The sequence below is a fragment of the Acinetobacter sp. HY1485 genome (assembly GCF_027568475.1).
Lineage (GTDB): Bacteria > Pseudomonadota > Gammaproteobacteria > Pseudomonadales > Moraxellaceae > Acinetobacter.
Genome location: NZ_JANKZG010000005.1, coordinates 43,143 through 58,248 on the forward strand (window position 1 = coordinate 43,143; position 15,106 = coordinate 58,248).

19 protein-coding genes are annotated in these 15,106 nt (G+C 36.7%); all 19 read right to left on the reverse strand.

Annotated features, from left to right (window positions below):
* Window positions 1-25 precede the first annotated feature (25 nt).
* The 19 genes from pyrF to PCI70_RS07050 all read right to left on the reverse strand — a co-directional run bounded on the left by pyrF (window position 26) and on the right by PCI70_RS07050 (window position 15,102).
* On the reverse strand, window positions 26-712 hold the full coding sequence (gene pyrF / locus PCI70_RS06960) for an orotidine-5'-phosphate decarboxylase (protein ID WP_269914829.1): 687 nt from the start codon (window positions 710-712) through the stop codon (window positions 26-28).
* Between the two features lie 30 nt (window positions 713-742).
* Window positions 743-1,102, reverse strand: coding sequence for a LapA family protein (locus tag PCI70_RS06965; RefSeq protein ID WP_269914608.1), 360 nt, complete (start codon window positions 1,100-1,102; stop codon window positions 743-745).
* Window positions 1,103-1,126: 24 nt separating this feature from the next.
* Window positions 1,127-1,432 (reverse strand): integration host factor subunit beta, encoded by a 306-nt coding sequence (locus PCI70_RS06970; protein WP_269914609.1) that lies wholly within the window; start codon window positions 1,430-1,432, stop codon window positions 1,127-1,129.
* Window positions 1,433-1,585: 153 nt separating this feature from the next.
* Window positions 1,586-3,259 carry a 30S ribosomal protein S1 gene (gene rpsA / locus PCI70_RS06975; RefSeq protein ID WP_269914610.1) on the reverse strand — a complete coding sequence of 558 codons (1,674 nt, stop codon included), beginning with the start codon at window positions 3,257-3,259 and terminating at the stop codon, window positions 1,586-1,588.
* A gap of 103 nt (window positions 3,260-3,362) precedes the next feature.
* Window positions 3,363-4,043 (reverse strand): (d)CMP kinase, encoded by a 681-nt coding sequence (gene cmk / locus PCI70_RS06980; RefSeq protein ID WP_269914611.1) that lies wholly within the window; start codon window positions 4,041-4,043, stop codon window positions 3,363-3,365.
* 44 nt (window positions 4,044-4,087) lie between these two features.
* Window positions 4,088-4,579 (reverse strand): tRNA adenosine(34) deaminase TadA, encoded by a 492-nt coding sequence (tadA, locus tag PCI70_RS06985; RefSeq protein WP_269914612.1) that lies wholly within the window; start codon window positions 4,577-4,579, stop codon window positions 4,088-4,090.
* Window positions 4,569-5,678, reverse strand: coding sequence for an enoyl-CoA hydratase/isomerase family protein (locus tag PCI70_RS06990; RefSeq protein ID WP_269914613.1), 1,110 nt, complete (start codon window positions 5,676-5,678; stop codon window positions 4,569-4,571). The genes tadA and PCI70_RS06990 overlap by 11 nt, the downstream gene beginning before the upstream one ends.
* Window positions 5,675-6,382, reverse strand: coding sequence for a uracil-DNA glycosylase (ung, locus tag PCI70_RS06995; RefSeq protein ID WP_442865165.1), 708 nt, complete (start codon window positions 6,380-6,382; stop codon window positions 5,675-5,677). The genes PCI70_RS06990 and ung overlap by 4 nt, the downstream gene beginning before the upstream one ends.
* Window positions 6,383-6,391: 9 nt before the next feature.
* Entirely contained in the window at window positions 6,392-6,988 is a 597-nt protein-coding gene (locus PCI70_RS07000; RefSeq protein WP_269914614.1) for a 6-pyruvoyl trahydropterin synthase family protein, read from the reverse strand.
* A 30-nt stretch (window positions 6,989-7,018) separates the two neighbouring features.
* Complete coding sequence (locus PCI70_RS07005) at window positions 7,019-7,567, reverse strand: TetR/AcrR family transcriptional regulator (RefSeq protein WP_269914831.1); 549 nt, start codon at window positions 7,565-7,567, stop codon at window positions 7,019-7,021.
* Between the two features lie 41 nt (window positions 7,568-7,608).
* On the reverse strand, window positions 7,609-8,382 hold the full coding sequence (locus PCI70_RS07010) for a TatD family hydrolase (protein ID WP_269914615.1): 774 nt from the start codon (window positions 8,380-8,382) through the stop codon (window positions 7,609-7,611).
* Between the two features lie 11 nt (window positions 8,383-8,393).
* Window positions 8,394-8,735 (reverse strand): PilZ domain-containing protein, encoded by a 342-nt coding sequence (locus PCI70_RS07015; protein ID WP_269914832.1) that lies wholly within the window; start codon window positions 8,733-8,735, stop codon window positions 8,394-8,396.
* A gap of 3 nt (window positions 8,736-8,738) precedes the next feature.
* Window positions 8,739-9,713 carry a DNA polymerase III subunit delta' gene (locus PCI70_RS07020; protein WP_269914616.1) on the reverse strand — a complete coding sequence of 325 codons (975 nt, stop codon included), beginning with the start codon at window positions 9,711-9,713 and terminating at the stop codon, window positions 8,739-8,741.
* A complete protein-coding gene (kdsB, locus tag PCI70_RS07025; protein WP_269914617.1) occupies window positions 9,710-10,456 on the reverse strand; it encodes a 3-deoxy-manno-octulosonate cytidylyltransferase in 747 nt (248 codons plus the stop codon). Before kdsB ends, PCI70_RS07020 begins: the two co-directional genes overlap by 4 nt.
* Window positions 10,453-11,427, reverse strand: coding sequence for a tetraacyldisaccharide 4'-kinase (gene lpxK / locus PCI70_RS07030; RefSeq protein WP_269914618.1), 975 nt, complete (start codon window positions 11,425-11,427; stop codon window positions 10,453-10,455). Before lpxK ends, kdsB begins: the two co-directional genes overlap by 4 nt.
* Window positions 11,428-11,429: 2 nt before the next feature.
* Window positions 11,430-13,154 carry a lipid A export permease/ATP-binding protein MsbA gene (gene msbA, locus PCI70_RS07035; protein ID WP_269914619.1) on the reverse strand — a complete coding sequence of 575 codons (1,725 nt, stop codon included), beginning with the start codon at window positions 13,152-13,154 and terminating at the stop codon, window positions 11,430-11,432.
* Window positions 13,151-13,576 carry an ExbD/TolR family protein gene (locus PCI70_RS07040; protein WP_269914620.1) on the reverse strand — a complete coding sequence of 142 codons (426 nt, stop codon included), beginning with the start codon at window positions 13,574-13,576 and terminating at the stop codon, window positions 13,151-13,153. The genes msbA and PCI70_RS07040 overlap by 4 nt, the downstream gene beginning before the upstream one ends.
* 3 nt (window positions 13,577-13,579) lie before the next feature.
* The gene (locus tag PCI70_RS07045; protein WP_269914621.1) at window positions 13,580-14,188 is read right to left on the reverse strand and encodes a MotA/TolQ/ExbB proton channel family protein; all 609 of its coding nucleotides are present in this window, start codon (window positions 14,186-14,188) and stop codon (window positions 13,580-13,582) included.
* A gap of 23 nt (window positions 14,189-14,211) precedes the next feature.
* Window positions 14,212-15,102, reverse strand: coding sequence for a ParB/RepB/Spo0J family partition protein (locus PCI70_RS07050; protein WP_269914622.1), 891 nt, complete (start codon window positions 15,100-15,102; stop codon window positions 14,212-14,214).
* Window positions 15,103-15,106 lie beyond the last annotated feature (4 nt).

Consider the following 15,106-nt stretch of genomic DNA (forward strand, 5'->3'; position numbering starts at 1 on the left):
TAGCCTCAGTTGAGGCTATTTTAATTTATTTTAGAGTTTGAAGAATATCAAATAACATTTTTTTAGGATTTTCTGCTTTTGTAATTGGTCGCCCTATTACCAAATGAGTAGAGCCATTTTTGATTGCCTGAGCAGGTGTAACTATTCTTTTTTGATCATCTAGATTTGAGCCTATAGGACGTATTCCTGGCGTTATAAGACTAAAATTTTGACCTAATTCTTGACGTAATACCTTAGCTTCTTGTGCAGAACAAACTATACCATCTAAACCGCAGTCTTGCGTTAACTTAGCTAAGCGCAAAACTTGTTCTTCAGGATTGTAATTTAATCCAACTTCTTGTAAATCGCTTTGTTCCATAGATGTTAAAACAGTAACTGCTATAAGCTGTGTATTATAGTTGCCTAATTTTAAACGTTCTGCACACGTCTCCATCATTTTACAACCACCTGATGCATGCACATTAACCATCCATACCCCTAGGTCAGCTGCCGCACACACAGCTTGAGCTGTTGTATTGGGTATATCGTGAAATTTTAAGTCTAAAAAAACCTCAAAGCCTTCTTGATGCAATTTTTTTACAATCTGTGGTCCTTCGTAGGTAAATAGTTCTTTACCTACTTTTACTCGACATAACTTAGGATCAAGAGATGCAGTTAAATTAAGGGCATCTTTTTCACTTTTTGCATCTAAAGCAACGATAATACTCAAAATATCACTTCCAGTTGATAAAAAGAAAGCCCATTATAATGGGCTTTTATCATTAGCGTTAATGTCTAACACTGTTTTTTCGTGTCTAACATTTGCAGCTGCCTCAGCTGCTGCAAGTTGAGCAGTCTGAATTTGTTCTTGTCTTAAACGTTCAATTTCTTTGTTTAAACGTTTAATTTCCCAATGATTTTGAAATACACGGAAAATTTGAACGCCAAGTAATAAACCTAATACAACTCCAAGCGCTAGAGTAATTAATACCAATAATCCTACACGCATTTCTGGTATATGTGTAAACCATAAATCTACAGATACAGGTGGTGCATTTAATAGAACTAATGCAAGCGCGTATATAAATAAAACAATTAGTAAAATAATTAATATAAAACGCATAATTCCCCCAAAAAATCTTTGATTTTATTTATTAGCTGATTTATTTACTGCATCTCTTAATGCTTTACCAGGCTTAAAATGAGGAACAGCTTTTGCAGAAACATCAACTGATTTACCAGTTTTGGGATTTCTTCCTACTCTTGGCTCACGGTGGTGTAATGAAAAACTACCAAACCCACGAATTTCAATTCGATCATTTGATGATAATGCATCGACCATTTGATCAATCATAATTTTTACCGCATCTTCAACTAAAGGTTCTGCAAGATGTGGATTTTTTAAAGCAATTCGCTGTATCAAATCAGACTTGTTAAGTGCTTCTTTAGTCATAACGACCTCATTAATTTTAGCAACTTTATTAGTATATTAATAATAACCTGTTTAAATACAAAAAGGTAGCGCAGTATGTCTATACCACGCTACCTTTTACAGTAATTAAATAAAAAGTATCAATTAGTTACACTAATATCAACTTTTACTTTATTACTTCATTTGCGCTTTAATCAAATCACCAATAGTCTTAGGACCATTTTCTTGTGATGTAGATGTTTGGCGTAAGTTTGCTACAGCTTCGCGCTCTTCAGCTTCGTCTTTTGCTTTAACAGACAAGTTGATTGAACGTGATTTACGGTCAACATTGATGATTTTAGCTTCAATTTCTTGACCAACTTCCAAGAATTTAGTTGCATCTTCAACGCGATCACGGTTGATTTCAGAAGCTTTTAATTGAGCTTCTACTTCGTCAGCTAATTTAACAGTAGCACCACGAGCATCAACTGCAGTTACAGTACCTTTAACTAAAGCACCGCGTTCATTCGTTGCTAAGAAATCATTAAACGGATCGTTGTTTAATTGCTTAATACCTAAGCTGATACGGTTACCTTCAGCGTCAACAGATAAAATAACTGCTTCTACTGTATCACCTTTCTTGTAACGACGAATAGCTTCTTCGCCTTGTTCGTTCCAAGAAATATCAGATAAGTGAACTAAACCATCAATACCACCTGGTAAACCGATGAAGATACCAAAGTCAGTGATCGATTTAATCGTACCAGAAACTTTTTCACCTTTGTCATGGTTTTTAGCAAACTCTTCCCATGGGTTAGCACGAGTTTGTTTGATACCAAGAGAAATACGACGACGCTCTTCGTCTACTTCAAGAACCATAACATCAACTTCATCACCAATCTGAACTACTTTAGATGGGTGGATGTTTTTATTTGTGTGGTCCATTTCAGAAACGTGTACAAGACCTTCTACGCCTTCAGCAATTTCTGCGAAGCAACCGTAATCAGTTAAGTTAGTCACACGTGCTTTAACGATAGAACCTTTAGGGTAACGGCTCATGATCGCTAACCATGGATCTTCACCAAGTTGTTTAAGACCTAGTGATACACGATTACGTTCACGATCAAATTTAAGTACTTTAACAGTAACTTCTTGACCTACTTCTACAACTTCAGATGGATGCTTGATGCGTTTCCAAGCCATATCTGTGATGTGTAAAAGACCATCAATACCACCAAGATCAACGAATGCGCCGTAATCAGTAAGGTTCTTAATTGTACCTGTAACTGTTTGACCTTCTTCTAGTTGAGCAAGTAATGCTTCACGATCAGCTGAAGATTCAGCTTCCATTACAGCACGACGAGATACAACAACGTTATTACGTTTAGCATCAAGTTTGATTACTTTGAACTCTAACTCTTTACCTTCTAAGTGAGTTGTATCACGAATAGGACGAGTATCAACTAAAGAACCTGGTAAGAACGCACGAACTGGACCGATGTCAACAGTGAAACCGCCTTTAACTTTACCAGAGATAACACCAGTAACGATTTCGCCGTCTTCAAAGATTTTTTCAAGTTTAGTCCAAGTTTCAGCACGTTTTGCTTTTTCACGTGATAAAACAGTTTGACCCATGCCGTTGTCAAGTGCTTCAACAACAACGTCAACATTATCGCCAACTTGAACTTCTAATTCGCGTTGGTCGTTTAAGAATTCTGCACGGTTAACAACGCCTTCAGATTTAAGGCCAGTGTCAACAGTTACCCAGTCGTCATCGATGCTAACTACAACACCTTGGATGACTGCACCCTTTTCAACGTTTAAATTTAATTCGCTTTCTTCAAATAGGGCTGCAAAAGATTCGGTCATGTTATACCTGATAAAGTCAGCGGTCTTGGATCAGACAAGGCCGGTTTAGTTACACATAAGTACTGTCCCTTATTTCTGATCTGGCAGTACTTACGCAAAATTCTTATGCCAATTTACTATTGATATACGTGACCATTTTAGAAAAAACTTCATCAATAGAAAGTAATGAACTATCTATGATATAAGCATTTTCTGCTGGCTTTAACGGAGCAACTGTGCGCTCTGTATCACGCTTATCTCTAGCTTCTATATTAGCTAAAATGGCTTCTATTTTAACATCTTGCCCTAAACCCTGCAACTGTTTAAACCGTCTTTGAGCACGAGAGCCTGCAGATGCCGTTAGATATATTTTAGCTTCTGCTTGAGGAAAAATTATTGTTCCCATATCTCGTCCATCTGCAACCAACCCTGGAGTTTGTGCAAACTTTTTCTGACGCTCTAATAAAGCTTGACGTAGTTCTACAATAGTCGCAACTTTAGAAGCATACTCGCCTACTTGCTCTGTACGAATAACTTCAGTTACATCTTTTTTATCTAGAAAAATAGATAATTTTTGATTGTTTGGTTTAAAAGAAATATCTAGACTCTCAGCAATTTTAATTGCTTTAGGTAAGTTTTCTTGTAGTTTATCAATTAAGTCTAGTTGTGCTAAAGACAGTCCTAATAAACGATAAATCGCACCTGAATCTAATAAATGGAACCCATAATGTTGTGCTATTTTACTTGCTAATGTTCCCTTTCCTGATCCACTTGGTCCATCTATCGTAATAATCGGTGTCGTCATTTAACTCACTCATTCATATTTCAATTATTGCTATATTAACAAAATTATTGTAGTTGCTTGAGTGCTTTTTTTTGTTCACGGCGTTTTTTAAAAAATTGACTCAATTGTGCTGCACATTGTTGCTGTAAGCACCCATGTTCAAATATGAATTTATGGTTAAAATAACCATTGTCTAAAAGCTGACGTGCACTCACTAATGCGCCTGCTTTTGGCTCTGTCGTTGCAAACACAACCCGGTTTATCCGAGCATGCACCAAAGCACCAACACACATGGTGCAAGGTTCTAAGGTAACATATAAAGTTGTATCTTCAGGTAGTCTGTAGTTTTTAAGCGTTTGACAAGCAGACTGAATAGCTAAAATTTCTGCATGTGCAGTAGGATTATGTGTTGCAATAGGTGCATTGCAAGCTTGAGCAATGATTTGGTTATTACTCACTAAAACAGCGCCAACTGGCACTTCATTATTTAAAGCTGCAATTTCAGCTTGTTCAAATGCATATTGCATCCACTTTTCATCATTTTCACTAAATAACATGGTACTGCTTTAAAATATTATTCCAACTTTCAATATGGGTAATTGGTGGTGTATCACCCAAAATAGTAGTGAGCGTTAATTTAGCAGGGGCTTTCCACACAGGAAGTAAATCTTTATCAACTAAACGAGCGCGTACACCTTCGACAAAGTCAGCTTGTTTGAGTTTCCAAACCGAAATTTGTGTTTCAAGCTCAAAAACTTCTTGCCATGTACGTGTGGTTTTTCCCCATTGCCACAATAACCAAGTCAATGCAGCTGTCATTGGCGAACCTTTTTTTAAGCTTTCACTCGCTTGGCGCAACCAATCACTTCTTGCATCGATCAAACTTAATATACCACAATAGTCTTGCTCAAAATTATCCCCTTTACATACTTGACTAAGGATATCTAAGGAGTTTTGTAATGGACCTGCGGGTAAGGGACGATGGATTGTATTTAAAGCATCATCTATGGCTCTAAAGGAGCGCGCAGGATAATGTTCCCAATTTACATTTAGAACTTTATCTAAAACTGTTTGTCGATCTACCTCACAAACATGCGTTGCCCAACCTATCGCATATGCACCTGCCGAAGTCATGATTGAGCCTGTTAAACCTGTAAAAAGTCCAATTGTACCCCGATCTGCCAAGAAACGAGTGCCACCTACATCAGGATAAAGCCCAATGTGAATTTCTGGCATTGCTAAACGTGAATATTGTGTGACTAGTCGAAATGGTGCTGCCATAAATAACCCTAACCCACCTCCCATCACATAACCTTCACCCCATACAACAATCGGTTTACTGTACTGATGAAGCAATAAATCTAATGCATATTCTTGTTTAAAAAACTCGTTTGCTTCCTCTTGCCTACCCTCTAGTACTAACTCACGTAGTTTACGCACATCCCCACCCACACAAAATGCTTTTGGGGTTGTAGAATCTAACCAAATTGCTCTTACAGTTTCATCATACTCAAATTCTTTAAAAACACGAATTAATGTATTTACAAGCTTACTATTTAAAGCATGAAGTGCATTTGGCCGATTTAAACGAATAATACGCCAACCATTTTTTGCTTCTTCTACGATAAGATCTTGATTAGATTCTAATAATGTCATGCGTCCAATTGCCAATTTATAGGTTCTATACCATGCTTCTGCAGGTAGTGATTTGTTTTTGAAAAGACTTTACATCCAAAAAAACCGCCACGATTCGCTGCTAAAGGTGATGGGTGCGCAGCGGTCAGTACAAGATGTTTATCTCTATTAATTCTTTGTCCCTTACGCTGAGCATACGCTCCCCATAAAATAAATACAATATTTTCACGCTGTTCATTTAAGACATCAATGACATGATCTGTAAAAATTTCCCAACCTTGTTTTTGATGTGAAGTTGGTTGAGCGGCTTCTACTGTTAAAACGCTATTAAGCAATAAAACACCTTGTTGTGCCCACTGTGTCAGATCACCATGTCTAGGAATAGCAACACCTATATCGCTATGTAATTCATGATAAATATTACGTAAAGAAGGTGGAATAGCCACACCACGATTAACAGAAAAACTTAACCCTTGGGCTTGATTAGGACCATGATAAGGATCTTGTCCTAAAATAACGACTTTAACCTGAGGTAGCGGTGTAGTATTAAATGCGTTAAAAATTAATTGATTAGGTGGATAAACAACTTTTTGAGCCTGCTTTTGTTCACGTAAAAACTGACGTAAATTATCCATTTGTGGACTGACCAGAAAAGGTGCTAAAGCATTTTTCCACGTTGTTTCTAATTGTACTTTTTCTAACTTTTGCTCTTGTTCAGGTGTCATTTGTATTCTCTATAATTTAACTTGAAGTTCAACAGATGGATTTTGGAACATTTTCCCTTCTTTTAAATATTCATACATCTGTGGATTGCTCCATTCCGATTGAATTTGCTCTGAAAACACAATGCTATCTAAACTTAACTCACCCATTTGTAAATTTTCAATATCCTCCACAAAACTTTGGGCATAACCTGTTTCTGTTTCATGCACAATCACAGAGTACACCTCAACATCACCTTCGCCATTTTGTGTTTGAGTTGAATGTAATACCTGTTGTGCTAGGAAAAAGAAAATACGCGAGAATTGCTCAGCAGATGGAGAAACAGGCAAACTTATCCAACGTGCGCTAAATTTTTGACATGCTTTTGTATAGTCGGCGCTATCTTGATTCCAAAAACAAATCGCATGATCAAAACTATCAAATAAGTCTTTGATTACCCCTTTGAGTAATCCAAAATCATAAACCATCTGTCCATGATCTAATTTATTTGCTTTGAGTAATAATTCAATTTTATAGCTATGCCCATGAATAGAACGCTTACAACGATCTGACGTACAATTACGTACAATATGTGCATTTTCAAACTTAAATAGCTTACGAATTAACATATGCTTGTCATAATTTAGGAGATGCCTTTATTATAAAGCAAGTGAAGGAATTTGTAAGGCTTGTTGGATATAACGCTGTTTAAGCGTATGACGAGAGCCTAAATAACGTTGATAAAAACTTGAGTTAAGCAAAAGTGCAGCACCATAAGTCAATGCCCAAAGCGATGCTAAATAATCGCGAGGCGTAAGTTTGCTATTGGCATAGTGTAAATGCGCTTCAGCTATTGGAATTAAAACTTTTAAACTTTTTCTTCTAATTTGATACAACGTTGCAAATTGTTGCTGTAATCCATTTTGTTGTGATAATTTTTCTTCTAAAAAATGAAATAAAACAGTACGTTCGGGTTGATCCAAATGATAACCGACGAAATAACTGACATATTGGTCAAACGGCGTATTGGATTGTGCTTCAAGTAAAGCTAAAAAATGCAATTGGTTTTTAATCAATAGATTAAGATAAAGTTCATTTTTACTTTTGAAATGCTTATAGATGGTACCTTTTGCAATATCTAACGCCTGTGCAACCATATCTAAAGTTAACTCAGTTTCACCATGTTCTAACAATAAACATGCAGTCATATCTAAAATTTGTTGTTCACGCTGATGAAACTGATTCAAAGTTAAGCCTCTTTTAATAAGCGCTCAAAATTTTCTGATGTTATTTTACCTAGTTTTTCTACACTACAGCCATATAAAGCTGCTAAAGCTGCAGCAACATGAGGAACATATTTTGGCTCATTAGACTTACCACGATAAGGTACAGGCGCCAAATACGGACTATCTGTTTCGATAAGAAGTCGATCTAATGGAACTTGTTTTGCTACATCACGAAGATCTTGCGCATTCTTAAATGAGACAATACCTGAAAAAGAAATATAGTAACCACAATCAAGTACGGCTTTCGCTGTATCTAGATCTTCTGTAAAACAATGCAAAATACCATGTGTTGATTTTTCTGCACGAATAATCTCAAGTGTATCTTGCTTAGCTGAACGTGTATGTACCACAACAGGTTTCTTTACTTGCTTTGAAGCATGAATATGCCGTGCAAAACAGTCCTTTTGTTCTTTTACAAAATCTTGGCTATGGTAATAATCTAAGCCCGTTTCACCAAGCGCCCACACTTTATCAGACTGTGCAAGTTCAACTAAATATTCCGTTGTTGCACGTGCCATAACACTTGGGTCTTCACAAGGATGAACGCCTACACTATATCCAACATCATGATGTAGTGATGCAATTTTTGATAAAGCAAGATAGTCATCTAAATCTACAGAAATTCCCATAAATTTAGTTACACCTGCTTTACGTGCCTCATCTAATGCTTTATTTAAACATCCATCATATGGTGTTAAATCAAGCATTGTTAAATGGCAATGAGTATCTGTAAACACAACTACCTCAATTAAATGGTATAACGTGGACGCGTAGAAGACATACTTCCTGCAAGCAATTTTTCAGCCTCTGCACGATAATATGCACCTTTTTCACCTGTAAGTTGAATGGCAAAACCTTGTGGCTTTGTTCCCGTTGCACGTGCATTAATCCAAATTACTTTTCCTGTCAGTGGAATTTTTTGTGCTTGCTCAGGCAAGGTTGCAATCACAAAACGCTCCTCACCTAACTTGACATCAAGTTTAGATGGAATAAACAAACCACCACCTGTAACAAAGGGCATATAACTTGCTTGTAGCACATTACGATCTGGAATATTAAGTTGGATAATTCCGCCCATTTGTGGTTGCATCACTTACTCTCCGTTAATATTCATAAACAAAGTAAACAACTGATCAAGCATTAAATTGGTTTGGACATTCTGTCTATTTAATTGCTTATTTTTTTGTACCTGTTCATGAAGATGAAATAGTTGTTCTAAAGAATAAAAACGAACAATTTCTGAAAAATCTAAATCTGTGTTTTTGATATGCTGTTGTAGTTTGACACAAATAATATCTGCTAACAAATATTCAAGCATCGTTTGAAAATCATAAAAACTCAGTGTTTTTGTCCATTTAGTGGCATACTTCATGGGCGTATCTTTGTGCTTTACAATTTTTATCCAATCTTCTAAAAATTCTTGCCGATGCGTCAACCATACATGCTCTTTAAGTGCCTGTAATGGCATACCATTACCCAATGCAAGTTTTAAATCTACTTGCGCATCATCAGACAATTGTTTTTTTACATATGAATAGGCTTGCTGATAAGTCATGCGATCTAACGCATAACGCTGTAGTCGGCTACGAATTGTGGCTGGTAGTTTTAAAAAATGCTCCGTCACTAAAATTAAAATAGTACGATCACCTGGCTCTTCAAGTGTTTTAAGCAGTGCATTTGCTGCTGCCGTATTTAAACGATCGGCAGGTTCTATCACAACAACGCGCCAACCCTCGCCTGTTTGTTGAATAAAAGGTTGTAACTCTCTAATTTTATCAATTTTGATGCTAGGTTGAGTTTTCTTTTCTTCATCAACTGTAATGTGTAAATAATTAGGATGTGTATTAGATTTTAACCATAAACAGCTTGAGCATTGCCCACATGCTTGCTGAGGTTGTTTATCTAAACATAAAACCCAAGCAACAAAATGGGAAGTAAAATCTAATTTACCGCAGCCGTTTTTACCAAAAAATAATAATCCATGCGCTATATCAGGAAAACGATTTGTAAGTTGTTGCCAAGGTGTTTTTTGCCAAGGATAGACGTCATTCAGTTTGAAAAATGTCATTCAAATACCGATTTATCCAATGCATTTAAACGATCTAAATCTTGTTGAGTATCAACACCCGGTGGCAAACTTACCACTGCAACATCAATTGCAATTCGGTGCCCATTTTCTAACACACGCAATTGCTCTAAAGATTCAAGTTGTTCTAAATGCCCCTGTTGCCATGTCACGTATTCTTGTAGCAGTTGTACTCGATACGCATAAAGCCCTAAATGACGAAATGCTTGATGATGCTGATTTTGACAATCACGCGCGTAAGGAATACTCGCACGGCTAAAATATAAAGCTTCATTATGTTGTGACATCACGACTTTCACAATGCTATCACGCTTAAACTCATCTATTGTATGAATGGGCTCGCATAGTGTTGCCATAGAACATTGCTGTTTCTGCTCTAACAAAGATGCAACTTGTTTAACTAATTGGGCAGGAAGTAATGGCTCATCACCTTGTACATTTACAATAATATCTTGTGCAGACCAACCTTTAATTTTTGCAACTTCACTTAGTCGATCTGTACCTGATGGATGATCATCACGCGTTAACACCACATCAATGTTTTCATTATGGCAAATTTGAGCAATTTGCTCATTATCCGTTGCAACACATAAACTATCGAATCCATCAACTTTTTTTGCTTGATCAACCACACGTAAAATCATTTCACGCTCATGAATTTTAAGTAGTGGTTTACCTGGCAATCTCGAACTTGCAAAACGAGCAGGAATAACGATGTGTTTCATACTAAAAACCTAGATAATTGTTGTTGTAGATGCGTATAACAAGCATCTGACAAAATTGCATCAACGGGTAAGACCCAAACTTTATGCTTACAGTGTAAATCTTTTAACTTCACTGCATCTTTTTCAGTCGTAATAATAGGCAAGTCATCATTAAAAGAAATATCTTGAGACGTATAAGTATGATGATCTTCAAATTCATGCTTGATCAAATTTTTTAAACCCAAAATATTCAAACTTTTATAAAAACGTTCAGGGTAACCAATGCCAACGACCACATGGAAATATTCAAGTGGATTAAACTTATCTGTACCTTGATGCAATAAATACGGTTGACCTAAAGCCAAATGCATATTTAAGGATGCTGTACTCTTTGGATTATGCTCAATTACAGTACTGTTTTTAAGCTTACTGATAGGTTCTCTTAAAAAACCTTCAGGAAGTAAGCGCTGATTTCCCAAACCACGCTGTGTATCTAATACAATCCATTCTATTTGGCGTGCTAATGCCCAATGTTGTAAACCATCATCACTTAAAATTAAATCTAGTTGATAATGATTGAGTAATAATTCAATAGCTTCTTGACGATTTGCCCCAACCGCCATTGGCACTTGTGTCTTTTGTACAATCAGCGCAGGCTCATCACCGACTTGTAAAACGGTTTTACCTGCTACCAATGTAGGAAATGGACCTTTACCACCGTAACCACGGCTAATTACACCCACTTTAATCTTGTGCATTTGAAGATACTTAACAAGCGCAATTAATAAAGGGGTTTTACCACTTCCCCCAATCGTAATATTACCCACCACCATAACAGGAATCGGAGCAGTATAAATTGGTTTCTTGCCTGATAAATATTGTTGCTTCTTGTAGTTAAAAGCTACACCATACAAAAATGATAAAGGACGTAATAATTTTAGCCACTTTGCCTGTGAATTCCACGCATTTTGTATGATGTGTGCAAGATCCATTATTATTCCTCAAAATTACGTTGGTGTAATTGATAATAAGCACCTTGTAACGCAATTAGTTCTTGATGCGTACCTTGCTCTACAATACGTCCCCGATCCATTACGACAATAATATCGGCATTTTCAATGGTTGATAAACGGTGCGCAATCACAATAGTCGTACGTTCTTGCATTGCTTGTTCAAATGCTTTTTGAATGAAATGTTCTGATTCGTTATCCAAAGCACTTGTTGCTTCATCTAAAATCAAAATTGGCGCATTTTTTAATATAGCACGTGCAATTGCAATACGTTGGCGCTGTCCACCTGATAGGTTTAAACCTTGTGCACCTAATACAGTGTCATAACCTTGTGGTAAAGCCATAATAAAGTCATGCGCGTAAGCTGCTTTTGCTGCTGCAATAATGTCTTGATCTGATGCCCCTTGGAGTAAACCATATGCAATATTATCTTTAACTGTACGGTCAAATAAAAAGACCTGCTGATTGACCATCGCAATTTGACCACGCAAATTGTTAAGCTCTATATCAGAAATATTGTGCTGATCTAACTCAATAGTACCCGAGTGAATTTCTTGGAAACGTACTAATAAGTTAACAAGTGAGGTTTTTCCTGCCCCCGAACGCCCTACAAGTGCAACCGTTTGCCCTGCCTTAATATTTAAATTAAAGTCATGAATGGCATGTGAACCATCGGGATAAACCAAATTCACATTATCAAACCTCACATTACCATGAAGTGTTGGTTTTAATGTACCTGTATTTTTTTCTTCTGGTAAATCTAATAACTCAAATACGGAATGTGCTGCTGCTAGCCCACGCTGTAATTTTTCATTAACAGTCGTTAAGTTTTTAATAGGCTTACTTAACATACCTGCAGCAGTAATAAAAGCAATAAACTCAGCGGCAGATGTACCTCCTAAAACTTTCGGTTGTAATGCAATCCACATAATAATTGCCATTGCAATCGCCATAATCAGCTGTACCACAGGCGTATTTAATACATTTACAACTAAAAGCTTTAAACCACGTTTTAAATTTTCTTGTGAATAGCGATACAAGCGCTCTTCTTCAAGTTTTTGACCACCAAAGCCTTTAACAACGGTTTGCCCTAAAATAGACTCTTGTACAACATGATTGACATCTCCCATAGTATCTTGTACTTGTGTAGAAAGCTTACGCATACGCTTTGCCGCTTTACGTACAACAAATCCAATTAAAGGGCCAAATACCAAAATAATAAGACTTAAACGCCAGTTTTGATAAACCAAATAGCTCAACAAACCTAGCGTAATCAAACCTTCTTTAACAATAATTTGTACAGACTCGGATGATGCTGCTGTCAGCTGTTGAATATTAAACAATACTTTAGAGGTAATATGTCCACTTGAATTTTCTAAATAATAGTTTGGTGGTAAACGCAATAATTTAGAAAATACTTGTTCACGAATACTAAAAATTAAATTTCGTGAAATCACAGCTGAATAATAATCACCTAAAAATGAACCAACACCACGTACTAAAATTAGTAGCACAACCAAAAAAGGAAACAAAGAAGTTTCGCTATGGTTTTGATGTTGAATCGCATTAATAATAAATTCGAGAAGTTTTGCAATAGAGACTTCGGTACTCGCGCTTAGTGCAAAACCAATGAATACGAGTACAGCATACCCCCAATACGGTTTTAAATAAGCCAATAAGCGAAAATAAATCTGAAAGTCTTGTTTCACGAATAACCTCGGGTTGGTACTTTAGTACTAATATTGATATTCACAAAGCCAAGTTGCCCTGCAATATCCATCACACGGATAACATTTTGATGTGTTGCTTTAGCATCGGCAGCAATTACAAACATTAAATCATGGCGACCATTCGATGCTTGCTTGATTGCCGTAGATAAATCAGCAGCATCTTGTGTTGAAAGTGCCTGCCCATTTACCAAATAATGCCCACCTGAGTCTATCATAACCTCAATTTTTTGATCGTATTGTTTCGGTGGTACCCCTTGTGCATCAGGCAAGGTTAAGTTGATTCGGCTTTGCTGATAAAAGGTGGTAGATAACAATAAAAAAACTAAGACAAACAATAAACAATCAATGAGAGGCGTTAAATTAATATGAATATCTTCGACTTGAGTCCTTCTGAATTTCATACATTATCCTTTACGTTTGTAAAAGAGTTGTGCATGAAACAAGGTTGCTTGCTGCTCAAGTTCCCCAATATATTCTTGTACCAACCGTTGAAAATAGCGATATGCGACTAATGCTGGGATTGCGACTACCATTCCCATAGCAGTTGCAATTAATGCTTTAGAAATACCTGGAATCATCAAAGTTGGGCTTGCAGCAGACCCCATATCTACCATCAAAAATGATTCAATAATACCAACGACCGTACCAAGCAGCCCTAATAAAGGCGAAACTGCACTCATTGTTCCTAAGAAATTGATATAACGCTCTAGCTCTTTAATTTCTATAGTTGCAGTAGCTTCCATTTGTGCACGTGCAAATTGATCTGATTCGTGACGATTCTCTAAGCCTGTTGTCAGAATTTGCCCAAGCGGACTTTGTGCTAATTTAGCATCTGCTTGTAAACTTTTCTGAATCATTTCAGGTGTACTTTTAGAGGTTACTTTTAGTTTTTTTGGAAAAATTAACGGATGTCTAAGGCGTATAAAACGCTCAATCATAATTGCAACTGTTAAAATAGAACATAAAAACAAAGGTAGCATTAACCAGCCACCTGCTTTAAACAGTTCCCACATACTCTACTACCCCAAATACGGTATTAATCCGCTAAACAAATATCTAAAATGCCATCTAGTTCATCTAAAGAGTGATAGTGAATCACTAATTTACCTTTGCCTTGCGCATTATAATCAATCTTTACATCTGCATTAAAGCGTTCAGAGAGCCTTTGGGTAAGCTGTTGCACATCAGGTGCAGGTTGTATTTTTACTTTTTCTGATTTTGGCGTATTTAAGTCTCTGACTAATTGCTCTGTTTGACGTACAGATAAACTTTTTTCAACCACTAAGTTTGCAATGGTTTGCTGTTCTTTAGTTTTTAAAGTGAGTATGGCACGGGCATGCCCCATGTCTAATACACCCTCTTGCATCAGATCTTTAACAGCATCATCTAATGTTAACAAACGTAATAAATTACTAATTGTAGTGCGCGCTTTACCCACCGTATCTGCAATTTCTTGATGGCTCAAACCAAATTCTTCATTAAAACGCTGTAAAGCAAGTGCCTGATCAATTGGGTTTAAATCTTGACGTTGAATGTTCTCAATTAAAGCTAAAGCAATTGCAACTTGATCATTTAATGAGCGCACAATCGCAGGAATTTGAGTCAAGCCTGCTAATTGTGCTGCTCGCCAACGACGCTCACCTGCAATAATTTCATAAGGATGTGCTTCGTCATTTGTAACAGGACGAATCACAATAGGCTGCATTACCCCATGTTTTTTAATAGATGCCGACAGGTCTTTTAAATCTTCTTCACGGATAACACGGCGCGGCTGATATGTTCCACGCTTTAAAAGCTGAACATCAATATTTTTAAGTTGACCTTGATCCTGTGCTTGTTCTTCTATTTTTAATTTTTCTTTTTGAATTGAACCCAATAGTGCATCTAAACCACGCCCTTTTGCCAATCCACGCTTTTTTACTGCCATGATG